This window comes from Nocardia brasiliensis ATCC 700358 (assembly GCF_000250675.2).
GTDB classification, from domain to species: Bacteria; Actinomycetota; Actinomycetes; order Mycobacteriales; family Mycobacteriaceae; genus Nocardia; species Nocardia brasiliensis_B.
Genome location: NC_018681.1, coordinates 3,414,728 through 3,439,678, shown reverse-complemented (window position 1 = coordinate 3,439,678; position 24,951 = coordinate 3,414,728). Strand labels below are relative to the sequence as shown.

General features: G+C 68.9%; 23 protein-coding genes. 13 read left to right on the top strand and 10 right to left on the bottom strand.

Translation table 11 applies throughout. The features are described 5' to 3' along the window. Window positions 1-6 precede the first annotated feature (6 nt). Both O3I_RS15570 and O3I_RS15565 read right to left on the bottom strand, forming a co-directional pair. Window positions 7-1,431 (bottom strand): condensation domain-containing protein, encoded by a 1,425-nt coding sequence (locus O3I_RS15570; RefSeq protein ID WP_014983891.1) that lies wholly within the window; start codon window positions 1,429-1,431, stop codon window positions 7-9. Beyond that, a complete protein-coding gene (locus tag O3I_RS15565; protein ID WP_014983890.1) occupies window positions 1,428-2,858 on the bottom strand; it encodes a condensation domain-containing protein in 1,431 nt (476 codons plus the stop codon). Before O3I_RS15565 ends, O3I_RS15570 begins: the two co-directional genes overlap by 4 nt. A 354-nt stretch (window positions 2,859-3,212) precedes the next feature. Here O3I_RS15565 and O3I_RS44490 point away from each other — a divergent pair, with 354 nt between their 5' ends. Together O3I_RS44490 and O3I_RS15560 are read left to right on the top strand one after the other, a co-directional pair. After that, entirely contained in the window at window positions 3,213-3,353 is a 141-nt protein-coding gene (locus O3I_RS44490; RefSeq protein ID WP_014983889.1) for a hypothetical protein, read from the top strand. Next, a complete protein-coding gene (locus O3I_RS15560; RefSeq protein WP_014983888.1) occupies window positions 3,354-4,022 on the top strand; it encodes a DNA alkylation repair protein in 669 nt (222 codons plus the stop codon). 7 nt (window positions 4,023-4,029) lie between these two features. Here O3I_RS15560 and O3I_RS15555 read toward each other — a convergent pair whose 3' ends face one another. Then, complete coding sequence (locus tag O3I_RS15555; RefSeq protein ID WP_041563858.1) at window positions 4,030-4,899, bottom strand: cyclase family protein; 870 nt, start codon at window positions 4,897-4,899, stop codon at window positions 4,030-4,032. Window positions 4,900-4,913: 14 nt separating this feature from the next. Continuing rightward, the gene (locus tag O3I_RS15550) at window positions 4,914-6,614 is read right to left on the bottom strand and encodes a protein-arginine deiminase family protein (protein ID WP_014983886.1); all 1,701 of its coding nucleotides are present in this window, start codon (window positions 6,612-6,614) and stop codon (window positions 4,914-4,916) included. Window positions 6,615-7,011: 397 nt separating this feature from the next. On the opposite strand from O3I_RS15550, the gene O3I_RS45535 reads away from it, so the two are divergent. Genes O3I_RS45535 through O3I_RS15535 form a run of 3 tightly spaced genes read left to right on the top strand, consistent with a single transcriptional unit; the run spans window position 7,012 to window position 9,705 of the window. Next, the gene (locus tag O3I_RS45535) at window positions 7,012-7,629 is read left to right on the top strand and encodes a PepSY domain-containing protein (protein WP_014983885.1); all 618 of its coding nucleotides are present in this window, start codon (window positions 7,012-7,014) and stop codon (window positions 7,627-7,629) included. 56 nt (window positions 7,630-7,685) lie between these two features. Next, window positions 7,686-9,065: an acyl-CoA dehydrogenase family protein gene (locus tag O3I_RS15540; RefSeq protein ID WP_014983884.1), complete on the top strand. Its 1,380-nt coding sequence runs from the start codon at window positions 7,686-7,688 to the stop codon at window positions 9,063-9,065. A 10-nt stretch (window positions 9,066-9,075) separates the two neighbouring features. Next, window positions 9,076-9,705 carry a hypothetical protein gene (locus tag O3I_RS15535; RefSeq protein ID WP_014983883.1) on the top strand — a complete coding sequence of 210 codons (630 nt, stop codon included), beginning with the start codon at window positions 9,076-9,078 and terminating at the stop codon, window positions 9,703-9,705. 3 nt (window positions 9,706-9,708) lie between these two features. Here O3I_RS15535 and O3I_RS15530 read toward each other — a convergent pair whose 3' ends face one another. From O3I_RS15530 to O3I_RS15520, 3 genes are all read right to left on the bottom strand, one after another. Next, a complete protein-coding gene (locus O3I_RS15530) occupies window positions 9,709-11,268 on the bottom strand; it encodes an FAD-binding oxidoreductase (protein WP_041562635.1) in 1,560 nt (519 codons plus the stop codon). A gap of 36 nt (window positions 11,269-11,304) precedes the next feature. Then, entirely contained in the window at window positions 11,305-11,589 is a 285-nt protein-coding gene (locus O3I_RS15525) for a hypothetical protein (RefSeq protein WP_014983881.1), read from the bottom strand. Window positions 11,590-11,678: 89 nt separating this feature from the next. Next, window positions 11,679-12,683, bottom strand: a complete 1,005-nt coding sequence (locus O3I_RS15520) for a LacI family DNA-binding transcriptional regulator (protein WP_014983880.1) — start codon at window positions 12,681-12,683, stop codon at window positions 11,679-11,681. A 141-nt stretch (window positions 12,684-12,824) separates the two neighbouring features. Here O3I_RS15520 and O3I_RS15515 point away from each other — a divergent pair, with 141 nt between their 5' ends. From O3I_RS15515 to rbsD, 5 genes are read left to right on the top strand one after another with little or no spacing between them, the layout of a single operon-like run. After that, entirely contained in the window at window positions 12,825-13,841 is a 1,017-nt protein-coding gene (locus O3I_RS15515) for a substrate-binding domain-containing protein (protein WP_014983879.1), read from the top strand. Next, a complete protein-coding gene (locus tag O3I_RS15510; protein ID WP_014983878.1) occupies window positions 13,838-14,803 on the top strand; it encodes an ABC transporter permease in 966 nt (321 codons plus the stop codon). The genes O3I_RS15515 and O3I_RS15510 overlap by 4 nt, the downstream gene beginning before the upstream one ends. Window positions 14,804-14,811: 8 nt before the next feature. Beyond that, on the top strand, window positions 14,812-15,597 hold the full coding sequence (locus O3I_RS15505) for an ATP-binding cassette domain-containing protein (RefSeq protein ID WP_014983877.1): 786 nt from the start codon (window positions 14,812-14,814) through the stop codon (window positions 15,595-15,597). Then, the gene (locus O3I_RS15500; RefSeq protein ID WP_014983876.1) at window positions 15,594-16,553 is read left to right on the top strand and encodes a ribokinase; all 960 of its coding nucleotides are present in this window, start codon (window positions 15,594-15,596) and stop codon (window positions 16,551-16,553) included. Before O3I_RS15505 ends, O3I_RS15500 begins: the two co-directional genes overlap by 4 nt. A 17-nt stretch (window positions 16,554-16,570) precedes the next feature. Continuing rightward, a complete protein-coding gene (gene rbsD / locus O3I_RS15495; protein ID WP_014983875.1) occupies window positions 16,571-16,957 on the top strand; it encodes a D-ribose pyranase in 387 nt (128 codons plus the stop codon). Window positions 16,958-16,966: 9 nt separating this feature from the next. Here rbsD and O3I_RS15490 read toward each other — a convergent pair whose 3' ends face one another. Next, window positions 16,967-17,416, bottom strand: coding sequence for an SRPBCC family protein (locus O3I_RS15490; protein ID WP_014983874.1), 450 nt, complete (start codon window positions 17,414-17,416; stop codon window positions 16,967-16,969). A gap of 222 nt (window positions 17,417-17,638) precedes the next feature. Between O3I_RS15490 and O3I_RS15485 the strand changes: the two genes are divergently transcribed. Continuing rightward, window positions 17,639-20,161 carry a molybdopterin-dependent oxidoreductase gene (locus tag O3I_RS15485; RefSeq protein WP_014983873.1) on the top strand — a complete coding sequence of 841 codons (2,523 nt, stop codon included), beginning with the start codon at window positions 17,639-17,641 and terminating at the stop codon, window positions 20,159-20,161. An 8-nt stretch (window positions 20,162-20,169) separates the two neighbouring features. On the opposite strand, the gene O3I_RS15480 is transcribed toward O3I_RS15485, so the two are convergent. Together O3I_RS15480 and O3I_RS15475 are read right to left on the bottom strand one after the other, a co-directional pair. Then, complete coding sequence (locus tag O3I_RS15480; RefSeq protein WP_014983872.1) at window positions 20,170-22,134, bottom strand: cutinase family protein; 1,965 nt, start codon at window positions 22,132-22,134, stop codon at window positions 20,170-20,172. Window positions 22,135-22,315: 181 nt separating this feature from the next. After that, on the bottom strand, window positions 22,316-22,969 hold the full coding sequence (locus tag O3I_RS15475) for a TetR/AcrR family transcriptional regulator (protein ID WP_014983871.1): 654 nt from the start codon (window positions 22,967-22,969) through the stop codon (window positions 22,316-22,318). A gap of 120 nt (window positions 22,970-23,089) precedes the next feature. On the opposite strand from O3I_RS15475, the gene O3I_RS15470 reads away from it, so the two are divergent. Continuing rightward, window positions 23,090-23,971, top strand: coding sequence for an alpha/beta fold hydrolase (locus O3I_RS15470; RefSeq protein WP_014983870.1), 882 nt, complete (start codon window positions 23,090-23,092; stop codon window positions 23,969-23,971). A gap of 97 nt (window positions 23,972-24,068) precedes the next feature. Beyond that, complete coding sequence (locus O3I_RS15465) at window positions 24,069-24,944, top strand: alpha/beta fold hydrolase (RefSeq protein ID WP_014983869.1); 876 nt, start codon at window positions 24,069-24,071, stop codon at window positions 24,942-24,944. Window positions 24,945-24,951: the final 7 nt, after the last annotated feature.

Below are 24,951 nucleotides of genomic sequence, written 5' to 3'. Positions count from 1 at the left end.
CCCGCGTCACTGCCAGATGCCGGATATCGCGGCGAGCGGACACGCGCTGCGGTAATCCCCGGTCTCCGCGATCGAGACCAGGATCCGGCGTAGCCGCTGCACGTAATCCCCGGCCTGTTCCCAGGTTTCCGGCAGGTCCGGCGCTCCGATGCAGACGAAGTATTCGGTGTTGTTGCGCCCCAACCAGATCGACACCGTCGAAGTGGTGCCGTCGGCGGTCAGGATGCGGGTGTCGGCCTCCGCGCCCAGCGCCTCGTCCACGGTGCGCAGATCGAGCAGGGTGACGAAACTCGGCTCCCGGGTGACCAGGTCGGCGCCGTACCCGCGGGCGAACAACTGCGCGATCGCACCGTGTGCGGGCAACCGCGACATCTGCCTGCCGCGCTCGAGCGCGTCCCGCGCGATCGGCAGCGTCGCGGCGAAGCTCGGCACCGGCGGCAGCTCGAACGAGACCGGGACGAAGTTGCAGAACCAGCCCTGCGCGGTGCGGAAGCGCGCACCGAAACGGGTGGACAGCACGTTCAGCGACCAGTAGAACTCGCTGCCCGTGGTTTCGAAATCGGCCAGCGCCAGCACGCTGAACATGGCCGCGGCGACGCTCGCGCCGGTGCGCGCGAGCGCCTGATCGAACGCCTGGACCAGTTCGGCGTCGAGCAGTACCGAGCCTTCGACCCGGCGGCGATGCCGTTTCGGCGCGGGACCGCCGCGTTCGATCGGCGACACCGGCAGCCGAAAGTCGTTCTCTGCCAGCGCGTCCTGCCAGAACGGATACAGATCCGCCGCGAGCGCGTCCGAGGCACGGGCCCGTTCGTCGGTCGCGTAGTCGGCACTCGACCCGCCCGGACCGGGCCAGGCCGCGGCTCGCCCCGCCGTCCTGGCCCGATAACGCTCGGTGAGTTCGAGCGCCGCCAAGGCCTGCGACATGCCGTCGCTGAAGGCGTGATCGACAGCGAAGACCACCTCGAACCCGTCCTCGCCCGGCAGGACGGCGAAGGCCGCGCTCGGCCACTGCAGCGGCGAGGACACGGCGTCGAAGTAGTCGGTCAGCGCTACGGCCCAGTCACCTTCGGCCCCGGCCAGTTCCCGCGTCCCGAACCGCACCTCTTCCGGCGCGAGGATATGGCGGACACAGCCCAGCGCGGTCGGCTCGAACCAGGTGCGCAGACCGTCGTGCGCCCGCACGAAATCGGTGATCACCACCGTGAGCGCCGCCAGATCCAGCGCACCGGAGATCCGCGTGACCATGCCCAGATACACGCCGTCGGACACGCCGCCCAGCACACCGTCCAAGTGGTCCTGCTGCAAGAACGAGGGCGGCACCGCGGAGGCCGGCGCGGATTTCGCGGCTCTGGCGGTCGCGGCGGTGGGCGCCACGATGATCGGGCGGCGCGTCGGCCGCAGCGCGAAATCCACGCCGCCGATGCGGATCACGCGGCCCCGCAGCCGACCGCGGCGTCGATCACCTCGAGCGCCGGGACCGCACCGCCGGCGAATTCGCGCAAACTGCCGACGAATTCGCCGATGAACCGGTCCATCTCGCTGAGCGGGAACGAGGCCGGGAAACGCGTCGAGATGTTCAATCCGTCCACGGTGCGCCCGACCCAGAAGTAGACCTCGTCCGGCGAATACGACTCGGCCCGCAGCAGGCGGTGGCGCAGACTGCCGATCGTGTCGACACCGGGCACCCGCCGCATGTCGACGAACGACACACCGAAGCGTGGCGTGTCCGCGATCTCCAGCAGTTCACAGACCGGCCCCGCGGGCACCAGGATCAGCGGCCGGACCGCCTTCAGCGAAGCCGCGGCATCGTGCAGCGCGGAGTCGAAACTCCGGTCCGGGCCCACCGTGATCGAGAGCGGCACGATGTTGACGAACCAACCCATCGACTCCGCCCACTGCGCGCTCGGCCGGGTGGCCACCGGCATGATCGTCCGGAATTCGCTGGTGCCCGACACGCGATACGACGCATAGGCCAACGCCGCGAATATCACGGCGGTGAGCCGGTAGCCGCGGGCGGTCGCCGCCGCCTCGATCAGATCCGATTCGGGATTGTCGAGCAACCAGCGAGAAAAGCTGTGCTGCTCGGTTTCCCGGGCCGTGTCGTGCACCGTCGCCGGCAAGGGCGGGAAACTCGGAAACTTTCCGTCGCTGGAATCGAAGAAATTCCGCCACGCCAGCGTCGCCGGGCAGTCCGCGGTGACCGTTGCCGCGGCCTGACGCTCCAGCACGGCGTAATCCGCAGAACTCGCGCACGTGGTCAGGGCTTCGATGCGCGAACCGTCGAGCAGCGCCCGGTACAGCGCGCGGAACTCGTTGATGATCAGCGCCTGCCCGTAGGCGTCCATGACCGAGTGGTCGGCGGCGACCAGCACCGTGAAATCGTCGGTGTCGCGGTGCTCGACGGTCGCGACCAGGCAGTGCGGCCAGGCCGCCGGGGACAGCCGCCGTTCGAACTCGGCCGACAGGTACGGGCCGAGCTCCTCGCCGTCGGAGACCGTGTCGACCACTTCACGAATGACCTTGACCCCCAACGCCGAACAGGTGAACCGCGCCGGGCGGGCACCGGGCGCCGCCACCCGCGCCGTGGTGCGCAGGCCCTCGTGCCTGGCGTGCCAGACCCAGATGAGATCGCGTACCGCCCGCCGATCCAACGGCGCGTCCATCTCGAATATCGTCCCGATCCACTTGCCGCGCCCGGGCCGTTCGTCGAGCGAATCGAATTCCCCGCAATACTTCTCGTGCTGACTCGTCAGCGGCCGATTATCCAATTCCCAGGCCTCGGCGGTTTCCGCCTCCGTACGCCACAGGGTGAGATTTCCCGATCGGATGGGAAAATCGGACAGGCAGGTATATTCCATTTCGCCCTCATCTATCGATCATCCTCGGACAACTTCGCCGGGCCGAGGAGGGTGGCAGATTCAGAGATGATCACGCGTGAAATGCAATTCTTGGTACCGCTCGATGAGGATATAGCACGATCCGACGGCCCAGCAGCGTGATGCCCGTCACCCGTTTGCCCTGCGGAAACGCATTCGAAACCATTTTTCAGCAATGTTTCAGCTCATTCGGATATGCCGGACGCTTGCGACTAATTGGACATTTCCGCAGACCCCATTGCACACCCGAAGTTGAATCACACCTCCACCAGGTTAATTCTGGATGAAAGGATTGGTTTCCGGTCGCCGTGGCCCGCGGTCAGCAGCGACCCCTACATGGCCTCGCCGACCGACTTCCCCACGATGATCCCGCACGCCATCGGCACCGCGGGCGGCCCGTGCGAGATCATGGGTATCTCCGTCCGCTACGCCGGGCGCGGACGACGCACTGATCCCCTGGACGAACGGGAGGCCTAGGTGGGCGAGACAGCGGTGGCCGACGTGCTGGCCGAGTTGGCCGGCCTGGAAGATCCGAAGATCCGGGCCGTCAACGAGAAACACGGCGACGAGCACGGGGTGAATCTCAGTCAGTTGCGCGCGGTGGCGAAGCGGCTGAAGACGCAACAGGAGCTCGCCCGCGAGCTGTGGACCACCGGGGACACCACCGCCCGGCTGCTGGCGACCTTGATCTGCCGTCCCAAAGCGTTCGAGCGCGACGAGCTGGACCGCATGCTGCGCGCGGCGCGCACCCCCAAGGTGCACGACTGGCTGGTGAACTATGTGGTGAAGAAGAACCCGCACGCCGAAGAACTACGCCGGTCCTGGCTCGCCGACCCGGACCCGGTGGTGGCGAGCGCGGGCTGGGCGCTGACCACCGAACGCGTCGCGAAAAAGCCTGACGGCCTGGACCTTTCGGGACTGCTGGACGTGATCGAGGCGGACATGCAGGACGCGCCCGAGCGCCTGCAGTGGGCGATGAACCATTGCCTGGCCCAGATCGGCATCGAGCACGCCGCGCACCGCGCCCGGGCGATCGACATCGGCGAACGCCTGAAGGTGCTCGAGGACTACCCGACACCGCCGAACTGCACGTCGCCGTTCGCCCCGATCTGGATCACCGAGATGGTCCGGCGGCAGGGCGGTTGACCACTCGTCAGAAGATCGCGACGGGGTTGACCGGCACTCCCGTCATACCGTGGATGCGCGGCGGCGCGACCGAGAGCAAGAAACTGTAGCGACCGAGTTCGGCACAGACCGTGGCGAGCTCGTCGGCGTCGACCGCATCGATCAACGGCAGCCCCAGCCGCGGCAAAGCCACTCCGTGCATGGCGGGCGGTCCGCCGGGCAAGGCCGGGTAGGCGTCGGCGAGGTCACCGGCGTACAGCGAAACACCGCGTTCGTGCAGCCAGCGCACCGCGTCGATGGTCAGACCCGGCATCGGATCACCCCGATAGCGCTGCGCCACCCAGCCGAACCGCACGACCAGCGCGTCCCCGGATTCGAGCCGGACGCCGTCGCGCTGCTCGGTGGCTTCGAGATCCTGTGCGGTGATTCCGCGGTCCGCCGGCACCGGGCCGTCGATCGCGAGATCGAGCAGCACTCCCCTGGTCACGATCCCGGCGGCGAAGGCGGTGGTCGAGCCGTGCCGGACACCGGCCATGGTGACGCTCTCGTGCGCGGGCCGGCCCGGATACACCTGCCCGTCCACCGCGATGTGGGACAGCGCGTCCAGGTGGGTGGACTTGGTGTGATGGTTGGTGACCAGCATGACGTCGGCGTGCGCGAACGCCGGAGATCCGGTGTAGGCCATGATGAGCCGCACCGGCGACACTTCGGCCGTCAACGGCGCGAACGGCCCGCTGACCACCGGCTCGGCGTGGATCGGCACCGCGAGCGAGACCGCGCGGCCGGTGCGCACCTCGCAGGCGGCTCGTGCCCGCACCTCGTCGGTGATCAGGTTCAGCGTGCCGAGTTCGTCGTCCGCGCCCCACCGGCCCCAATTGCTCGGCAGCTCGACCGACATCGCTTTCTCCTTCGCTACGGTGCGGTCCACCGCTGCTCGATTTGTCGTAGAACGTTTGATCCGCAATGGATTTCGCCGCCACCCAGGTGGAGGGACTCCCAGTCGTCCACGTAACGCACCGTCAGGCCCACCGATCGGTATGCCTCGGTGACCGCGGCTTCGAAGACATCGCGACCGTCGACGATCGGGCCCCACTGGCGGGGAGCGACGTAGTTCGAGGCGTTCATCAGCACGCCGTTGATGGCGCCCGGGTAGAAGGCAACCAGACCCTCGGGCGCTTCCGGAATACCACCGGATTCGTAGAGCCCAGGGATCCGGACGAACTCTTCCGGCCGGAAGCCGACCTCACGGACCAGGCGCTCGACGTTCTCGTCGATCTTGCGGGCGGCGACTTCGTTTCGGGCGACGAACTTTTCGTCCGCGAGCACCTCGTCGATGGTGCGCTCGGAGACATCCGGCCGCGACAGTGCCCGTTCGCCGCCGTGCCCGCCGCGCTGCAGTTCGCGCAGGATCTCCAGCCCGCGCCGGGGGTCGGAGACGGCGGGCCGCCAACCGCGACCGCCGGTCGCCGGCAGGAACTGGACGAACTCGTCGACGTGGCCGACCACCAGCCATCCGGCGTCCAGCAGCACCGGCGTCTGAACCTGCTGCGCGGCAAAGAATTTCTCCAGTTCCCCGCTGCGCACGGCAGGATCGTCCGCGTTGCCGGTGCCGATGATCACCCGGCCGGTGGGAAACTCGCGCCCGTTGTGGATATGCGGCGGTATCGTTTCCACGTTTCCGAACGCGTCCACCAGCCGGTTGTCGAAGCCGCCGAGCTGAATCGCGCCCACGCCGGGGCCTTTGAGGTCGAACACGGCGCGGCCGCCCTCGCGCTCTGGCTGCGGCGAGCGGATCGCGATGCGCAGCGAGACGTTCTTGCCGCCGGGTCCGGGCATCGACACGTAGCCGATCTCCACGAAGTCCTGACCCCAGGTATCGGTGGTGCGCATTCGGACCAGTGGCGCGTCGATCCCCGAAGCCTTTGCGGCCGCGCCGAATTCGCTCACGAACTGCTCGTGCGATCGATCGTCGCCGCTCTCGGGCACCAGCACCGACTGTGCGGGCTGGGTGTGGTTGTGCAGGACGACGGGCGCGACGCGGAGCACGACATCGTCGGTCTCTGTGCGAGCGCCCCGTCGAACGGTGAACCGCACCGTGACCGTGCCATCCCAGATCGTCTTGTCACGCACCACGTCTCGGGCGTCTACACCGAGGGTCGCCCCATTTCGCAGCTCGATCTCGGTCAGGTTCGTGTCGGGTCGCAGCGGTACCCACGTGTCCTGTCGTTTGACGAATATCCGGATCTTGTCCGCCCCGGCGCCTACTGCCGCCACCTGTCCCGTCGCGTCCGCCGGGTCGCCGATCGGCAGCGTCACCAGTGGCGCCAGATATTCCGGTGCGCGGGCCACCTCGTCGGCGGCGTCGTGACAGGCCGCCAGCTCCGCATCGGGGAGCTGACTCGTGCTCGACGGGCAACGCCGCGCGACATCGCCGATATTCGGCAGGATTATCGCGCCGTTCATCTCGGCACCGGCATCCTTGTCGTCGACGACCCCGTCCCGATTGCTGTCGGCCCGGATCTCCGCGACGAGCCGCTCCGCGGTGGGCGCCGAACAGCCGGACAGTGCCACCGCCGCGACGCCGGCGAGCAGGCAGAACCTGCGATATGCCATGACAACTCACTTTCGGTGTCCGCCGAGGGCGTCCGCCGGCCTCGACCGGTATCGGTCGGCCCGGTGCGTCGCCACCGAGGGAGCGCTGTGGCATCCGAGGCCGGCGGACGGAAGTGAACGGCCGTGCCGCGCACGGCGAAACCCGAGGGGGGATAGCTGGTTTCGCCGCCCTGATATGCAGGGTCCCGGCCGATCACTGGTTCCCACAGTAGGGCGCGCGCGCCCGCCCCCACACCCGCCGACCGGGTGTTTCGACCAGCCGACCGGCTGGTGCGGGATCCGCCGCCCGCGGGTTTACCACCGCGAATGCCGGGCAATCGAGTGCTGTCGTGGCGCCACCGCCACCGATTCTCGGCGCATTCCGATGTTGACTTGTTCGAGCAGGAGGAATAGCGAAATGAAAGCAGTACTGATCATCCCGTTCGCGGCCGCCGTGGCCGTGGCGACCGTGGCCTGCGACGACGACGGGTCGCCGGCCGCCACCGGTACGACGACTGCCGTACCGGCCGTGAGCAGCTCGGCGCCCGCGGGCACCGATACCGCGCGAGTGGACCTCGCGACCCACAAGTTCCCGATCAGCGCGCAGAACGCCCTGGAGGCGGCCCGCAAGAAGTTCGACGGCACGTTGACCGGCCTGGAGCTGGAACCCGAGGGCGTCAACACCCGCGACACCTACGTGTACAAGGTGAAACTGACCTCCGACACCGAGAAATACACCGTGCAGCTGACCGCCGACGCAGGCACGGTCGTGACCGAACATCGGGAGAACCTCGACGCGGACGAGCAGCGCACCGAGCGCACGCGCGAGGCGATCAACCTCGACGCCGCCGTGCCGCTGAACCACGCGATGGCCACCGCGACGAAGGCCCGGTCCGGCCGGGTCGAGAAGTGGAAGATCGAGGGCAAGGACAACGCGGCCCAGTACGAATTCGACATCCAGGCCCCCGGCGACACCGACGAGGACTACGAGGTCCAGGTCGACGCGTACACCGGGCAGCTCAAGACGGCAGGATAGCGCGCCGGGGTCGTGTCCGCGCGAGTCGACGGGCGTCGGCTGGGTATCACCCACTCGTGACCTTCGACCTGACGCCCACGGCCGCCCAGCACGACCTGGCCAAACGTGCACACGAATTCGCGCGGGACTGCATCAGGCCGGTGGCCGCGCACTATGACAAAGCCCAAGAGTTTCCGTGGCCGGTACTCGAAGAGGCCGCCGAACGCGGGTTCTACAGCCCGCTGTTCTACCGCGACCTGATCGGCGACCCCACGGGGCTGTCCCTCCCCATGTTCATGGAGGAGGTGTTCTGGGGTTGCGCCGGGATCGGGCTCGCGGTGGTGATGCCCGCGCTGGCCCTGTCGGCGATCGGCAAGGCCGCCACGCCCGAGCAGATGTTGCGGTGGGCCCCCGAGTGTTTCGGAACGCCCGGCGATCTGAAGCTGGCGGCGCTCGCGATCTCGGAACCGGAGGGCGGCAGCGACGTCCGTAATCTGCGCACCCGGGCGACCCGCGACGGCGACGACTGGATCATCGACGGCCACAAGATGTGGATCGGCAACGGCGGCATCGCCGACGTGCACGTGGTCAACGCGGTGGTGGACGAGGAACTCGGGCATCGCGGCCAGGCGCTGTTCGTGATCCCCGGCGGCACAACGGGTTTGGAGCTGGTCCGCAAGCTCGACAAACTCGGTTGCCGGGCCTCGCACACGGCGGAGCTGAAATTCGATCGGGTGCGGATCCCCGGGGACCATCTGCTCGGCGGCCTGGACAAGCTCGAACACACGTTGGCCGCGCGCCGGGCCGCGGCCCGCGGCAACGGGCGTTCCGGCTCGGTCACGCTGGGGACGTTCGAGCAGACCCGCCCGATGGTGGCGGCGCAGGCGCTGGGGATCGCCAGGGCGGCTTTGGAATACATGACCGGGTACGCGAAAGAACGGGAAGCGTTCGGCGCGCCGATCATCGACAACCAGGGCATCGCCTTCCCGATCGCCGATCTGGCCACCCAGCTCGACGCCGCGCGGCTGCTGACCTGGCGTGCCTCCTGGATGGCGGCCAACGGGGTGCCGTTCGAACGCGGCGAAGGATCGATGTCGAAGCTGGCGGCCAGCGAGGTCGCGGTGCGCGCCACCGAACGCGCGATCCAGACCCTCGGCGGCTGGGGCTACATCACCGATCACCCGGTGGAGAAGTGGTACCGAGATGCCAAGCTGTACACCATCTTCGAGGGCACCAGCGAGATCCAGCGGATCGTGATCTCGCACGCACTCGGCGCGGCCGAGGGTCGGCCGCCGCTGCACGTCGACCTCGCCCCCTCCGGCGGACCCCTCAGCAAGGTCTTCGGCCGCGGCACCGCCACCAGAACCAAAGCCGCAGCAGCAGCCCTGAACCTCAAAGACCGCGTCCCCCAACCCATAGTCCAGGCCGCGATGCGCCTACTCCGCCCGCCTCGCTGAGGCGGCCGCCGTGCTCGACCCAGCCCAGATCACCGCGTTCATCCAGGACGGATTCCTCCGCATACCGTCGGCGTTGTCGCCGGAACTCGCCCGGCAGTGCCGGAAGGTCATCTGGCCCGACACGGGTTGCGATCCCGCAGACCCGGCAACCTGGACCGAGCCGCTGGTACGGGTGCCTGAGCACACTACCGAGCCGTTTCGCAGGGCGGTCCGAATGCCTTTGCTGGAGCAAGCTTTCGACCAGTTGGTCGGCCCCGGCCGCTGGGTCCGCGGATCCGGGCTCGGCAGCATACCGATCCGATTCCCCCATGCCGACCCGCCGGCCGACGACTACTGGCACTTCGAGGGCAGTTACCTGCCCGACGGCGAAGCGGGTATCGACGCCACGCGGATCGAGGAGACCGGCGTCCTGGCGGCCACTGCCGACCTCCCGCTCGCCTATGCCACCGGCAGCGCCGGCGATGTCTATCTGTGCCATCCGTTCTTGATCCACGCGGCCCAGGCGCATCGTGGCACGACGCCGCGCTTCCTGGCACAACCCGCACTGGCGCCCGCGGTACCGCTGGAAGTCGACCGTGCCGACGGCGCGTACTCCCCCGTCGAACGCGCCATCAGGATCGGGCTCGGCAGACCGAGCTGAAGCCTACGGCTCGATGGCCAAGGGGTGGTGGAAGATGTTGTGCGGGTCCCACTGTGCTTTGGCGCGTTGGAGGCGGGGGTAGTTGTCGCGGTAGTAGAGGGTGTGCCAGGGGGTGCCGGAGGTGTTCCAGTGGGGGTCGCACAGGTCCGGGTCCGGGTAGTTGATGTAGGCGCCGCCGTCGGTTTCGCCGGGTACGGGGACGCCGCCGGTCGCGGCGTAGACGTCGCGGTACATTTCGCGGGCCCAGCGCAGGTAGGCGGCATCGTCGGCCGCGTTGCGCCAGGCCGCGTGGATGAGCATCTTCATGAACGAGTCACGCACCGGCATGGCGGTGGCCGTGGCGGGTCTGGCGTTGATCGCGCCGCCGAAAGGCAGGAATTCCAGCTGGGATTCGCCCAGGAAGCGCAGGTCGGTCAGGTACCGGTACAGCGTCCGAACTTGCTCGGAGGTGTACGGCCGACGCAGGTACGCCGCTTTCACTTTCACGCGCGGCGGCAACGGACCTTTGGCGTAGTACACCTGAGATACCGTGTCCAAGTACGACTTTCCTTCGAGTGGTGGAACGAGCGGCGGCGGCCACACCCCGTCCCCGACGGCCGCGACGAACTCGTCGTAGCGCGCCGCGGCGTCGTCGGGTGCACCGTCGAGCAGCACCAGAATGTCGCACGCACCACCGGGTTTGACGTGCAACGGCGCGTAGAGACCCGTGAAAGGACTGTCCGGCGCGCTGTTTCGCGCGAAGAAGTCCAGATAGTTGCCGACGAACCGCACGAACGACCCCTCGCTCGTGATCGGTAGCACCAGCCGGGCGTGCAGCATGCTCGCGGGCGGCCGGGGCAGCGGCCGAGCCGGATCCGCATCGGGTGAGCGCAGCAGAAACCGCGTCACCACACCGAAATTGCCGCCCCCGCCGCCGGTGTGCGCCCACCACAGATCCGGGTGCGGACCGTCCGCGGTGGCGGTCCGCACCGACGCCGTGCCGGACGCGTCGACCGTCACCACCTCGATGCCGTACAGGTGATCGGCGGTGAGCCCGAGCCGCCGCGACAGCGGACCATACCCGCCGCCGCACAGAAACCCGCCCGCGCCGACGCCGAGGCAGATCCCGGCCGGCACGGTCACCTCCCAGCCGCGCGCCAACCGCTCGTACATCGTGCCGAGTTCCACACCGGCGCCGACGGAATAAGCATGGTGCCGCTCGTCGAACGTCACGGCGTCGAGCCGGCTCAGATCGATGAGCGCCTGGGTTTCCGGATTGTCGACCAGGCCGTCGAAGCAGTGCCCGCCCGAGCGCACCGCGATCCGCAGCCCTTCGGCGACCGCCTGCTGTACCGCGTCGCGCACCTGCGCCGCGTCGACCGGCACGAAGATCTTGCGTGGCGCGGCGACGAATCTGCGGTTGTATCCGCGCATCGTGAGCCGCGCGTATTCCGCATCACCGGGCACGACGATCTCAGGCCCAGCCGCCTCCGCGTGCGCGGCACCCGCCAGCGCACCGCCGACCACGATCCCCCCGGCCCCAGCTCCCGCCGCGCCGAGGAATCGCCGCCGCGACCATGGCATCCGCACACCCTCTCGTTCGAGCCGAGCGACGGACGTTCAGTCGTTGCGGAAGCCTTCCGCACGATGCGACAGCCGTTCAGCGAATGTTTCCGACCATGCCACCGATTCCAGTTCGTCGGCCACGCGCGGCGTGCGCCGTACCGCGGGCGCGCGCACGGCGGAATGGTGCCGTGCGGCACCCTCCGGCCTGGATTCCAGCGCCAGCAGCCGCACACCCCAGCAGACGTACGCCTCCAGGCTCATCCCCGCACACTCGGCCGCATACTTCAGAGCGCGCCACTCGCTCTTGTCCACGGTCACCGTGATATCCCTGGTTGCCATGCGCAACCACGGTAGTCCGACAAGGCCGCGCGCAAGGCGGTTCGCGCTTTTGTCGCCGGACGCTAGGCGTGTCCGCATGGGCTGATCTGCTAAAACGCGTCGGGGCAGCCGCACGAGCCGCGGGTCTCGAGTTCCGCGGCCAGGCTCACGACGCCGGGCTCGGCCGCCCCGGTGTCGATCTGGCGCAGCAGCAGTTCGACCGCGAGTTCGCCCATCTTCCTGGTCGGCTGCACCATGGTGGTCAGGCCCGGCCTGGTGTATCGGGAGTACTCGATGCCGTCGAAGGCGACGACCGCGAGATCGTCCGGGACGCGCAGGCCGGCGTCGTAGGCCGCCCGCAGCATGCCCATCGCCTGCAGATCGCTCGTCACGAAGACCGCCGTCGGCGCGGGCCTGCCCGCCATCAGCCTGCCGAGCGCGTGGTAACCCGCCGCGCCGCCGAATTCGGTACGCACGATGACACTTTCGGGCAGCCCGGCCCGGTGCAACGCCTCGCGATACCCGGCGACGCGCTCTTCCGCGGTGGATACGTGCGGCCCACTGAGACAGGCGATGTCGCGGTGCCCGTGCGCGATCAGGTGCTCGACCGCGGTGCGCGCGCCCGCGACGGAATCGCACATGACATGCGCGCACCGGAGCGGGTCGATGATCCGGTCCACCGCGATCAGCGCCATGTCCGCCGCCGCGCACGCCTCGGCGACGCCGGATTTCCAGGACGACGAAATCGCGAGCAGCCCTTCGACTCTGCGGTCGATGAACGAGCTCACGTACGCGCGCTCGCGCGCCTCGTCGCCCGCGGCGTTGCCGACGATGAGCGGGTAGCCCCGGGCGAACGCCGCCGCCTCGATCACGGCGGACAGTTCGGCGAAGAACGGGTTCGCGCCGTCGGGGATGACCATCCCGAGCGCGTGCCCGCGGTTCATCCGCAGGCTGCGCGCGGACAGGTTGGGCCGGTAGCCCAGTTCCTCGATGGCGGCCTCGATCCGCGCGCGGGTGGCGGGCGCGACCTGGCGCGGACCGCCGTTGATCACATAGCTGACCAAGGCGGGTGAGGTGCCCGCCCGCCGGGCGACATCGGCTCGGGTGACTGCCATCGCGATTTCTCCTGTCTGCCTTGCCATTCTCGCGAACTGGCCGGAAGACCCTTGACAGCTCGTGACACAGGTCACACACTACACATCAACACGTGTTGTCAACACGAGTTGAGAATGAGCCCAGGATAGGTCGAACACCAGATGAACTCACGATTCAGGTACGCGGTCGCCGGCATGGCCCTCGTCAGCGCGGTCGCGCTCACCGCAGGCTGCGGCCGTGGCGATAACGCGTCGTCCGATTTCAAGATCGCGGTCGTCACGCGCAACTTCACCAACCCCTACTGGGCCGCGCTGCGCGACGGCGCGAAGGCCGAGGGGGCGCGGCTCGGGGTCGATGTCGCGGTGCAGGCGGGGCAATCCGAGACCGATGCCGACGGCGAGAACGCCCAGATCTCCACCCTCGCGGCCCAGGGCTACGACTGCTTCGCGGTCGTGCCGGTGAACGGCACCAACGTGATCACGCCGCTGGTCCCGGTGGCCCGCAAGAACATTCCGATCCTCAACCTGGACACCCAGATCGACGCCGAAGCCTCGAAGCAGGCGGGTGTCGAGTACGCGAGTTTCATCGGCTCCGACAATCTGGCCGCGGGCCGGATCGCGGCGGAGAAAATGCTGGAGGCACTCGGCGGCACCGGGAAAGTCGTTGTGCTGCAGGGCATCGCCGGTGAGCAGAACGGCATCAATCGAGACAAGGGCTTCAGCGACGCGGTCGCCGGCAAGCTGGAGATCGTGCAGCGCACCCCCGCCGACTACGAGCAGGACAAAGGCCTCACGGTCACCGAGGCGATCCTGAAGGCGCACCCCGACATCACCGGCATCTTCGCCGCCAACGACACGATGGGCCTCGGCGCCGCCCAGGCGATCAAGAACGCCGGCCGCACCGGCCAGATCAAGGTGATCTCGGTGGACGGCATCCAAGCCGCCCTCGAGGCGGTCAAGGCGGGCACGCTGTACGGCACGGTGACCCAATATCCTTACGCCGAGGGCGAACTCGCGGTGCAGGCGTGCCTCGCCAAGCACCAGGGGAAGGACATTCCGGCGCGCGTGGTCGCCCCGATCGCGTTCATCGGCAAGGACAACGTCGAGCAGCAGATCGCCGCATTCCCCAGGCCCATCACCGCATTCGACAATCCGCTCGCCGGACTGGTGCACAAGTGAGCGCTGTCGCCGCCGTCGCACCCGATCGGGGTGGGGACCGGCGCGTCTCCGCCCGGCTCGCCGAGTTCGCGGCGCCCATCGCCCTGGTCCTGGTGTGGGTGGCGTTCTTCATCGCCACCCCGAACTTCTTGACCGCCAGTAACATCGATGATCTGCTCGTCGCCTCGACGATTCTGACGGTGCTCGCGCTCGGCCAGCAGTTCGCCGTGGTCGTCGGCGGCATCGATCTCTCGGTCGGCGCGACGCTGCCGTGGTCGGCGGCCCTGCTCGGTTATCTGACCAGTCACGGGTATCCGGTGACCGTCGGCATCGTGGCCGCGATCGCCGGCGGGCTGGTCGTCGGGGTGGTCAACGGCGTGCTGATCGGCCGGTTCCAGATGACCGATTTCGTGGTCACGCTCGGCACACTGAGCGTGCTCAGCGGCTGCACCCTCCTGCTCACCAACGGCAACAGCGTCGCCGTGAATTCACCCTTCCTGCAAAGCCTCGCGCTCGACGGAGCGGGCCCGTTCCGCTGGTTCTGGCTGCTGGCACTGGTCGCGGCGCTCGGCGTGGCGGGCATCCTGTTCCGGACGCGGCTGGGCACCCACCTGCTCGCCACCGGCGGCAATATCGACTCCGCGCGCGAGACCGGCATTCCGGTGCAACGCATCCGGTTGATCGCCTACCTCGCGTGCGGGCTGCTGTGCGGCGTCGCCGGCGTCATGCTCGTCGCGCGCAACGGCGGCGCGGACCCCTCGCTGCAGACCACCTATCTGCTGAGTTCCATTGCGGCCGTGGTGCTCGGCGGTTCCTCGCTCAGCGGCGGCAAGGCCTCGGTCCTCGGCACCGTGTGTGGCGCGATTCTTTTCACGTCGCTGATCAACGGGTTCACCATTCTCGGGATCTCGCAGTACTACCAACCGGTCGCGGTGGGCGCGGTACTGCTGCTCGCAGCGGCGATCTCGCGCTTCCGAAAGTAGTTGATGTGATGACCAAGCCGATGTTGGAGGCGCACGGCCTCACCAAGTCGTTCGATTCCGTCCGTGCACTCGACGGCGTCAGCCTGACCATCCCCGAGGGCGAGGTCACCGCACTGGTCGGGGACAACGGCGCGGGCAAGTCCACCCTGGTGCGCTGCCTCACCGGCGTGCACCCGCCCGATAGCGGGGAGATCCTGTTCCGCGGTGCGCCGGTGCGACTCGGGTCGCCGGAGGACGCCAGGAGGATGGGCATCGAGACGGTCTACCAGGACCTCGCGCTCATCGACGATCTGGCGGTCTGGCAGAACCTGTTCCTGAATCGTGAACTCGTGCACCGGATCTGGCCTTTGAAGATCCTCAACCGCACGGCGATGATCGCGCAGAGCGTGGATATCCTGCGCGACCTCGATGTGGACGTCCCCTCCGTCCGGACCACGGTGCGCCGAATGAGCGGCGGTCAGCGCCAGAGCATCGCGATCGCGCGAGCGGTCGCCTGGGGTAAAGCCATGGTGATCATGGACGAGCCGACTGCGGCGCTCGGCGTGCGGGAGACCGCCGCGGTGGAGAAACTGGTGCGCGGACTGCGCGACCGCGGGGTCACCGTGCTGATCATCAGTCACGACCTCGCGCAGGTCATGCGGGTCTGCGACAACGTCGTCGTGCTGCGCCGCGGCCGCTCGGTGGCCGCGCATCCGGTGCGGGAGATCGACGGCGACCGGCTGGTCGCGCTGATCACCGGTGCCGCACAGGGCAATCTGGAGGCGAGCGCCGCCACGAAGACGGAGGTGCCGTGACGGGGCAGGTCGCCGTGATCGGCTCGATCAATCAGGACATCGTCTGCGAAGTGCCCGCGCTGCCGGGCCCGGGCGAGACCGTTCTGGCCGTCGCCGCACGAACCAACTTGGGCGGCAAGGGATCCAATCAGGCGGTAGCCGCGGCGAAGGCCGGCGCGACGGTGCAGTTCGTCGGGCGGATCGGCGGTGACTCGGCCCTGTCGCGCTGCCGCGAAGCCCTGACCGGCATCGAATCGGCCACGCTGCGTGAGGTTCCGGGAGCCCGGACCGGGACGGCCTACATCACGGTGGCGGCGGGCGAGAACCAGATCGTGGTGGACCCCGCGGCCAACTACCACTGGGAGCCCGCGGCCGTCCTGGACACCATGCCGGAGGCCGCGCTGCTGACCGGCGCCGCTGTCGTGGTCGCGCAACTGGAGATCCCGCTCGCCGTGGTCGCCTGGGCGGCGAGCCGCGCGCGCCGATTCGTGCTCAATGCCGCTCCGGCCGCGGCTCTCGACGACGCGTTGCTGCGCCGGTGCGACCCGCTGGTGGTGAACGAGCACGAGCTGGCACTGATCAGCGGGCTACCGACCGGCGACCGGGACCGGTCCGCCCGGGCCGCGCGCTCGCTGTGCCTGCGGGGCGCGCGGTCGGTGGTCGCGACCTTGGGTGCCGCCGGTTCCGTCGCCGCACACGCCGACTCCAGCGTCATGTACCACGAAGCGCCACAGGTGGACTCGGTGGACTCCACCGGTGCCGGCGATGCCTTCGTCGGCGCCCTCTGCGCCGCCCTCGCCGATGGGCTCGACCTCGATGCCGCCGTCACCTACGCCACCGCCGCCGCGGCGCTGTCGGTCCGGTCGCCCGGAACGCACGCGTCCTATCCGACCCGACCGCAGATCCTCGCCGCGCTGGCCACCGTGCCACGCCCCGTTCCGCTCGACCTGCCGGACCCGGCCGCGAGCCCCCTTTAGCCCAGATTGGAATCCGCATGCGCACAAGCGGTCTGGTCCACGCCGAGCTGATCTCGGCCCTGGTCGCCCTACGCCACACCGACACCTTCGCGGTGAGCGACTCCGGACTTCCGGTGCCACCGGGTGTCCGTGTCATCGATCTCGGAATCAGCTACGGGCTGCCACGTTTCGCCCAGGTGGTAGAGCTGATCCTGGACGAGGTCACCGTCGAAGCGGCGTGGGGCAGCGCCGAGGTCACCGCGACCAACCGGGAAGCCGCGGATCTGCTCGCGCGGCTCGACGCCGAACTGCTCGACCACGAGACGTTCAAGCAACGAATCGGGCAGTGCCGCTTCGTGGTTCGCACCGGCGAGGCCCTCCCCTACGCCAACGTCCTGTTCCGCGCGGGTGTGCCCTGGCTGTAACCGCGTCGCTCACTGCGGTGCGAGCCGCGCGGCATGTGCGGCGAGGCCGTCGGCCATCTGCTGCATCACCCGCGGCATCGTGCTCTTCATCAGCCAGCCCATGCCCCATCTGGGGGTGTAGGTGCCGTGCCAGTGGATGGTCGTGTGGCCCTCGGGGGTGCCGGTCAGGTCGATGACCGCGCGGTAGTCGCGGATGGCCGGATTGAACGCGTCCTCGTAGGTCAGCTGCTTCTCCTCGACCAGGCCGGTCAGCCGTTCCCCGGTCACGACGCGCCCGGTGCGGAACGCCCGCACCGCTCCGACCGGATCGTGGCCGTCACGGTCGAGCCCGCGGGAACGTTCGACTTCCAGGCGGTCCACTGTCGACCAGACCGGCCAGGTCCGGGCGTCGATCAGCAGGGCCCAGACCACGGCGGGCGGTGCGGCCGCGGTCGCGACCGCATCGTAGCTCTGCTTCATGAGGCTCCTTCCGCCTGCGCGAGTTGTGGCACCGGCTCGAACCTATCGCCGCGGTGGTACCGGGAACGATGCGCGGAATTGCCCGGTCTCGATCAGTTCTTGCGCCCAGCGAACGGACGTACGCGTTACCGCTTGTAACAAGCAGATTCCTAGTAGTACGATCGGTCTATTCATGCTCCGGCAGCTAGCAATCGTGTACGAGGCCCATCGCAGGAGGAATCCGTGTCCGCAGAGCAGACGCGTCGCCCAGAGCCCGAGCAGCCCGCCGGTCCCGCCGCGGACGACTGGCACAAGTCCGCCTGCATCCTGTGCGAGTGCAACTGCGGTATCGAGATCAAACTCGACGACCGCAAGCTCAGCCGGATCCGCGGCGACAAGGACCACCCCGCCTCCGGCGGCTATACCTGCGAAAAGGCCCTGCGCCTGGACTTCTATCAGAACGGCAGGCACCGGCTCACCACTCCCCTGCGCCGCCGCGACGACGGCACCTACGAGGAAATCACCTGGGAGACGGCGATTTCCGAGATCGCCGCGAAACTGCTGGCGGTCCGGCACGAGCACGGCGGCGACAAGATCTTCTTCTACGGCGGTGGCGGACAGGGCAATCACCTCGGCGGCGCGTACGGCAAGTCGCTGATGGCGGCGCTCGGCGCGAAGTACTACTCGAACGCGCTGGCACAGGAGAAGACCGGCGAGATGTGGGTGGACGGCAAGCTGTACGGCGGCCACACCAAGGGCGACTTCGAGCACTCCGAGGTGGTGCTCTTCCTCGGTAAGAATCCGTGGCAGTCGCACAGTTTCCCGCGGGCGCGCCCCACCCTGAAGGCCATCGTCGCCGATCCGCAGCGGGCGATGATCGTCATCGATCCGCGACGCAGCGAGACCGCGGAGATGGCGGATTTCCATCTCCAGGTGCGGCCGGGCACCGACGCGTGGTGCGTCTCGGCCATGCTGGCGGTCCTGGTCGAAGAGGATCTGCTCGATCACGAATTCCTGCGCGAGCACACCCGCGACGTCGCGCCGGTGCTCGCCGCGCTGGCCACCATCCCGGTGGCCGAGTTCGCCGCGCACTGCGGCGTACCGGAAGACCTGCTGCGCAACGCGACTCGGCGCTTCGCCGCGGCCCGCAGTGCCACCACCTACGAGGACCTCGGCATCCAACAGGCCCCGCACAGCACGCTGGTGTCGTATCTGAACAAGCTGCTCTGGATCCTCACCGGCAACTTCGGCCGCCCCGGCACGATGTATCTGCATTCGACCTTCGCCGCGGTCGCGGGCACCGGCGGTGCACCGAAGGGCAAACCCGCCTCCGGTGTCCGCAAGCAGCTGAAAAAAGCGACGTCCGAAACGATGTCACGCGGCGCGTCCGCACTGTCCGCGCTGCTGCCCACCCTCGCTTCGGCCCCCGTGACGGCCGTGCCGACCCGGCGACTCACTCGCACGCTGCTGCGCACCGCCGTGCCGGCCCTCGCGGCCGGACTCGGCGGACTTCCCGGTGGCAGCGCCGCGGGCGGCAAGACCACGCCGGTCACCGGCGCCCGCATCATCGCCGGGCTGGTACCCGCCAACTCGATCACCGAGGAGATCCTCACCGAGCACCCGGACCGCTTCCGGGCGATCTGGATCGACAGCTCCAATCCGGTGCACTCACTGGCCGATTCGGAGCGGATGCGCGCGGCCATGCGCAGCCTCGAGCTGTCGGTGGTGATCGACGTGGCGATGACGGAGACCGCGCGGGTCGCCGACTACGTGCTGCCCGCGAGCAGTCAGTTCGAGAAGTGGGAGTCGACCTTCTTCAATGTCGAGTTCCCGCACAACACTTTTCAGCTGCGCCCACCGGTGCTCACCCCGCTGCCGGGCACGCGGGCCGAATCCGATATCTACACCGGTGTCGTGCGCGCACTGGGATTGGTCGATCCGGCGCTGGTCGACCGTCTCGTCCGGGCGCGCAAGGTCGGCAAGGACGAATTCGCCCTGACCTTCTTCAGCGCCGTCGCGGGGAACCCCGCCCTGATGAATCTCGCGCCCTATCTGCTGCACGAGGCGCTCGGCCCGCACCTGCCCTCGGGCGCGGCCAACGCGGCGACGCTGTGGGGGGCCGCGCACCTGTGCGCGTTCGCCAACCCCGCCGCGGTGCGCCGCGCGGGATTCACCGGCACCGGAATCGAGCCCGGCGAGAAGCTGTTCGAGGCCGTGCTGACCCAGCACGCCGGTGTCACGTTCACCGTCGACACCTGGGACGACGTCTGGGCCTACGTCAAACGGCGGGACCGGCGGTTCACCGTGCACATTCCGGAGCTGCTCGCCGAACTCGATCAATTGCGTACCACGCCACCGGATTTCACCACTGCGGAGTATCCGTTCACGCTGTCGGCGGGCGAGCGGCGCTCCTTCACCGCCAACACCATCATCCGCAATCCGGAATGGCGGCGCCGCGGTGGCGCGGGCGAACTACGGATAAGTCCCGGCGACGCCCGGGAACTCGCCCTCGACGACGGAGCGCGCGTCGCCGTCGTCACCGAAACCGGCCGGGCGACAGCGATCGTCGAGATCAGCGCCATGATGCAGCAGGGCCATATCTCGCTGCCCAACGGCATGGGCCTGGACACCACCGACGGCAGCGGGCAGCCGATCCGAACCGGTGTCGCCGCAAACGAATTGACCTCCGTGGAGCGCCGCGACCGGTTCGCGGGCACGCCCTGGCACAAGAACGTGCCCGCCCGGATCGAGCCGATACGGGACTGACTCGCGTCCTACTTGACCCGGCCGATGCGCTGGTTCATCCAGTCACCGAGCCACTGCACGGCGTTGCGGCCGGAGTCGTCGACGATCAGCGCGCCATAGTTGGTGTGCGCGCCGGACGCGACAAAGCTTGCGGCACTGAGCCCGTCGCGGATGAGCGTGCCCAGGTTCAGGTCACGGAAGCCCAGCAGTCTGGTGAACGGCGCGATCGGGTCGTCGGTGACGGTGTCCGGCGCGGCGATGGAGCGGGCCGGGACATCGGCGCGCCGGCCCAGTACGTTCGGCGGCTGCTGCCGCGGCTTGGGCCGGAGCAGATCAGCGGCCGCCGCGGCCAAGTCCTGCCCGATCGGCAGCAGGCCCGACAGCGCGACGCCCGCGCCCACCAGATCCGGGGCCTGCCCCGGTGCCGGGACCAACCGCTGCAGCACCGACCACGCGACGTCCTGAATCCGGCCCACGAGCTCCGCGAGCCGCTTGATATCCACCCCGGCCAGGATCGAGGTCACCGTCGCGGCGACTCCGCTGAAGCCGAGCGCGTCCGGCAGCACCGCCAGCACCTGCGAGATCCAGCCGAGATCGACGGCGCCGACGAGCCGGACCAGCGGCTGCAACTGGCCGCTCAACGCGCCGGCGACCTGATGCACGCCCTCGGCGTCCATCGCGATCACCCGCTGGGGCAACAGGGCCAGGTTGGCGATGATCGCGGGGAGATCGAAGCCGGTGACCGCGGCGGCGACCTCGAGGGCTTGATCGACGAGCACAGTGGGTTTGAGCAGCGACAGGGGTCGCGTCGCCGCGCCGAGCACCTCGGGTGGCGTGGCTGCCAGCGGCGTGATGCGGTCACTGACCGCCGTGGCCGCGGCCCGCAGTGCCCGCGCTTTCGGATCGCCCGGCCGGAGTTCGCCCACGCCGCGGCTCAGCATCTTGTCCGCGATCTCGGCGACCTTCGCGACCACAGCGGCGACACCGGGCAGGTTGGACTGCGCCGCCCGGGACAGCACCTCGCCCGCCTGCCGGTCCGCGGTGCCCTCCGGCGCCGCCGACAATGCGGCCGTGGCAGCGGGATTCGCCGCACCCGAGCCGAGCAGATCGACGAGCGGAGTGAGGGTGTGCAGCACCGTGCCCGCGCTGGTGCGCACCCGTGCCACGTCGACGCCCGCCGGGGCGCTCAGCGCCGCGGTCAGTCCGGCGATCGCCGGCGCCAGGCCCGGCAGATCGGCCCGTGCGAAGTCCGCGGTCAACGCCGAGGCCAGCGGGAATCCGGCGTCGGCGGGCAAGGTGCCGCTCAACGCCTTGCTCAGGATCGAGCCCAGCGCGCCGAGCAGCGGGTTGTTCCCCTTCTGAATCGAGCAGTACAGGTCCTTCGGATCGCAGATCGAGGTGACGCGCCCGGTCAGTTTGCCCATGCCCTGCGGGCGCGGGTCGGCGATCCCCGTGCCGCCCGCACCGGGGCCGACGGCGATCTCCCCGTTGGTGCCCGCGCCGGGATCGGAGAGCAGTCCGACCGCCAGTACCCGATCGGCCGGGATCGGCCCCCGATCGTTGCCGATATCGGCCGCGATATCACCGGCCGCGTCGGCGCCCTGGCTGTAGCCGTTGATGGTGAATCGCGCGGCGGGGCAGCGTGTTCCATAGTCGAGCAGCACGGAACGCGCATTGTTCAGGGCGGTGCTCTTGCTGTCGGCGTAGGTGTAACCGTTGTCGAAGGCCCGGGCCATATAGGGCGTGAAATAGATCGCCGAATTCGCGCCTTGCCGTTGCTGGATCGCCTCCGCGATCGGCGCGAGCATGCCGACCGGGCGCGCCGGATCGGCGTCCTCGTCGGTTTCCCAGGTGCCCGGAATGAACAGATTCATGGTCGCCACGCAGGGGATCGGCTCCGCCCGCGCGAGCCCGGGGTCGGCGACCACGGCCGAGCCGACGGCGACGCCTACGGTCATCAACATGGTGGTCACATACCGTTTCGACGAACGCATGACAGGTGTCTGCCCCTCACTACAGTGCTGATCGATGCTTGTTTCCGCTGGCCGGACCGGCACCACGGTAAAACAATTCGCAACGATTCGAGGGTTGGGCAGTGCCCCACTTACTGTGCTTAAGAAGCACTTTCAGAAACAGCGGCGCAATTCTTAAGGCGCGGCTACAGTCCGGGACGACTCAGTCCCGCTCGAGCATCGGTGCGAGATAGCGTCGCGCGAATGCCCTGGCCTGTTCCGCGGTGTCGAGTTCGATGACCGTTTGCGGCGTCAGCATCAGCGACAGTGTGATCCGGATGTGCAGTTCCGCGACGGTCCGCAGATGCTGTTCTCTGTCTGCCGAAATCGGTGCATCACCGTAGAGTTCGCGTTTCCACAGGGCGAGGCAGAATTCGCGGAAGGCTTCGAGCAGCAAACCCGCGTCAGTGGTGAGTGCGGGCAGGATGGCGTCCGGCTCGGTTTCGAGCAGCCGCCGCACCAGCGGATGGTTCCGCAGGTATTCGACTGTGTAGGCGGTGCTTTCGGCCATCCGATCGGCGATATCGGTGCGTCGGGCGACGGCCGCGGTGCTGCCCGCGAGATAGTTGCGGAACTCGCTGTGCAGCACCGCCTCGGTGAGCGCCGCTTTCGACGGGAACCGCCGGTAGACCGTCGCGCGCCCCAGCCCGGCGCGTTTGGCCACGTCCTCGACGGTCGAGCGGCGCCAGCCCGCGACCCGCATCTGCTCGATCGCGGCGGCGAGGATCCGCTCGGTGATCTGATCCGCGTCGTCCAGCAGGCGCAGCACCGCCGCGTCGGGCGCGGTCAGTTTGCTGAGCAGCGTGTCCTCGGTCACTCGCAGCACAGGCCTCCTTGTCCGGGTCTCGACCTCACTATATCGTCGGGATACAAGGAGACGAAATTTGTCTCACATGTATCGAAGCTCTCTGAGCAATGCAGCTGGAGGCAATGCGTCATGACCACGTTCGCGAACATCCAACCGTCCCGGATCGTCACCGCCACCGACGGTGTGCAACTTGCCGTGTACGAATCCGGGACCGCCGAGCTGCCCACCGCGCTGCTCGTGCACGGCTGGCCCGACGATCACCGGGTGTGGGACGGTGTCGGCGCGCTGCTCGCCGATCGCTTCCGGGTGATCACCTACGACGTGCGCGGCGCGGGCAACTCCGGGCGGCCCGATTCGACTGCCGCCTACCGTATTCCGCAGCTGGTGGCCGATCTCGCCGCCGTGCTCGACGCGGTCGCGCCCGACGGCGCGCACCTGCTCGCGCACGACTGGGGATCCATCTTCGCCTGGGACGCGATCGCCGACCCGGAAATCGCCTCCCGGACAAAGTCGTTCACCAGCATCTCGGGTCCGTCGCTGGACATGATCGGCACCTGGCTGCGCGGTATCCGCCGTAACCCACGCGACGTGCTGACCCAGATGCGGCACTCCTTCTACGCCTTGCCGTTCCAGCTGCCCGCGCTGCCCGAGTTCGCCGTGCGGCGCGGCCTCGTGTCGCGCATCGTCGCGGCGTCGAGCGTGCGGGGCGAGCCCGAAGCCACTACCCCGCACACCATCGCGCTGGCCGACACGCTCGACGGCATCGCGCTCTATCGGGCCAATATGGCTCGGCGCGTGCTGTTTCCGAAGCCCCGCCCGGTCACCGTCCCCGTCCAGGTGCTCGCACCGCGCGACGATATCCACGTCTCGGTGGCCTGCCAGACCGAGGCGCCACGACCGTTCGCGACGAACCTGCGGACCCACGAGATCGACGGAAACCACTGGGTCCTCGCGCAACGTCCGGCCGTGATAGCCCGCTGGTTCAGCGAATTCGCCGACGCACACCGGTGATCCGCCGACCCGCGCACTGCCAAATCTCCTGACATGATCGCGATCCCCGGAGAGCTAGGGCCCCGCTGCGGCCCTCCTTCCGAGAGAATGCCATCCGATGACTGACATCGACCGACACACGCAGGGGATCGCGGACCGGGTCACCACCCGGGACGGGCGGCAGCTGTACGCCATGTGGCTGCCCGGCCCGGAGACCGCCGACCGGACCACACCGACAGTCGTATTCGAGGCCGGCGCCGGCGCCAGCCGATCCAGCTGGGCCCTGGTGCAGCCGGCGGTCGCCCGGCACGCCCGGGCGATCGTCTACGACCGTTCCGGATTGGGCAACAGCGCACCCGACCCGGGCGCCCGCACCTTGAGCGCCATGGCCGACGACCTGAACGACGTGCTCGACCACTTCGCGCCCGGCCCGTTCCTGCTCGTCGGCCACAGCGCGGGCGGACCCATCGTCCGGCTCGCCGCTGCCCGGCGCCCCGACCGGATCGCCGGGCTGGTGCTGGTCGACCCGACCGACGAGGCCGCCGCATCACTGTTCGGCGCCGGCTTCCGCCGCACCGAACGCAGGATGATCGCCACCGCCGCCGTCCTGGCCCGGCTCGGTCTGCTCAAAGTGCTGTACCGCAAACAGATCCGCGCCTCGCCGCCCGACGTGGGCCGCGACTTGAAGCGGGAGGGCTTCGGCCCCGGCGTGGCCCGCACCATGCGCCAGCAGGCCCGCACTTTCCTGGACGAACTCGCCGCCTGGCGCGACAACCCGCCCGACGACGCCGCCATCCCGGTCACCGTCATCTCGGGCGGTCAGGCGGGCGACGGCATGAACGCGACGTGGCGCGCCGAGGCCAATGCCGCGCACGCCCACCGCGCCGCCCGCGCGCGGCACGGCCGCTACGTCGTCGCCGAACGCTCGGCGCACGTCGTCCCGCTCACCGAGCCGGAGGTCATCGTCCGCGAAATCACCGACCTGCTGCCGTAAAGCGTTC

Excerpts from the sequence above, each read along its gene's own strand:
- O3I_RS15565 (WP_014983890.1), bottom strand. The coding sequence starts at position 2,858 with ATGGAATATACCTGCCTGTCCGATTTTCCCATCCGATCGGGAAATCTC.
- O3I_RS44490 (WP_014983889.1), top strand. The coding sequence starts at position 3,213 with ATGGCCTCGCCGACCGACTTCCCCACGATGATCCCGCACGCCATCGGC.
- O3I_RS15555 (WP_041563858.1), bottom strand. The coding sequence starts at position 4,899 with ATGTCGGTCGAGCTGCCGAGCAATTGGGGCCGGTGGGGCGCGGACGAC.
- O3I_RS15550 (WP_014983886.1), bottom strand. The coding sequence starts at position 6,614 with ATGGCATATCGCAGGTTCTGCCTGCTCGCCGGCGTCGCGGCGGTGGCA.
- O3I_RS45535 (WP_014983885.1), top strand. The coding sequence starts at position 7,012 with ATGAAAGCAGTACTGATCATCCCGTTCGCGGCCGCCGTGGCCGTGGCG.
- O3I_RS15530 (WP_041562635.1), bottom strand. The coding sequence starts at position 11,268 with ATGCCATGGTCGCGGCGGCGATTCCTCGGCGCGGCGGGAGCTGGGGCC.
- O3I_RS15525 (WP_014983881.1), bottom strand. The coding sequence starts at position 11,589 with ATGGCAACCAGGGATATCACGGTGACCGTGGACAAGAGCGAGTGGCGC.
- O3I_RS15520 (WP_014983880.1), bottom strand. The coding sequence starts at position 12,683 with ATGGCAGTCACCCGAGCCGATGTCGCCCGGCGGGCGGGCACCTCACCC.
- O3I_RS15515 (WP_014983879.1), top strand. The coding sequence starts at position 12,825 with ATGAACTCACGATTCAGGTACGCGGTCGCCGGCATGGCCCTCGTCAGC.
- O3I_RS15505 (WP_014983877.1), top strand. The coding sequence starts at position 14,812 with ATGACCAAGCCGATGTTGGAGGCGCACGGCCTCACCAAGTCGTTCGAT.
- rbsD (WP_014983875.1), top strand. The coding sequence starts at position 16,571 with ATGCGCACAAGCGGTCTGGTCCACGCCGAGCTGATCTCGGCCCTGGTC.
- O3I_RS15490 (WP_014983874.1), bottom strand. The coding sequence starts at position 17,416 with ATGAAGCAGAGCTACGATGCGGTCGCGACCGCGGCCGCACCGCCCGCC.
- O3I_RS15480 (WP_014983872.1), bottom strand. The coding sequence starts at position 22,134 with ATGCGTTCGTCGAAACGGTATGTGACCACCATGTTGATGACCGTAGGC.
- O3I_RS15470 (WP_014983870.1), top strand. The coding sequence starts at position 23,090 with ATGACCACGTTCGCGAACATCCAACCGTCCCGGATCGTCACCGCCACC.
- O3I_RS15465 (WP_014983869.1), top strand. The coding sequence starts at position 24,069 with ATGACTGACATCGACCGACACACGCAGGGGATCGCGGACCGGGTCACC.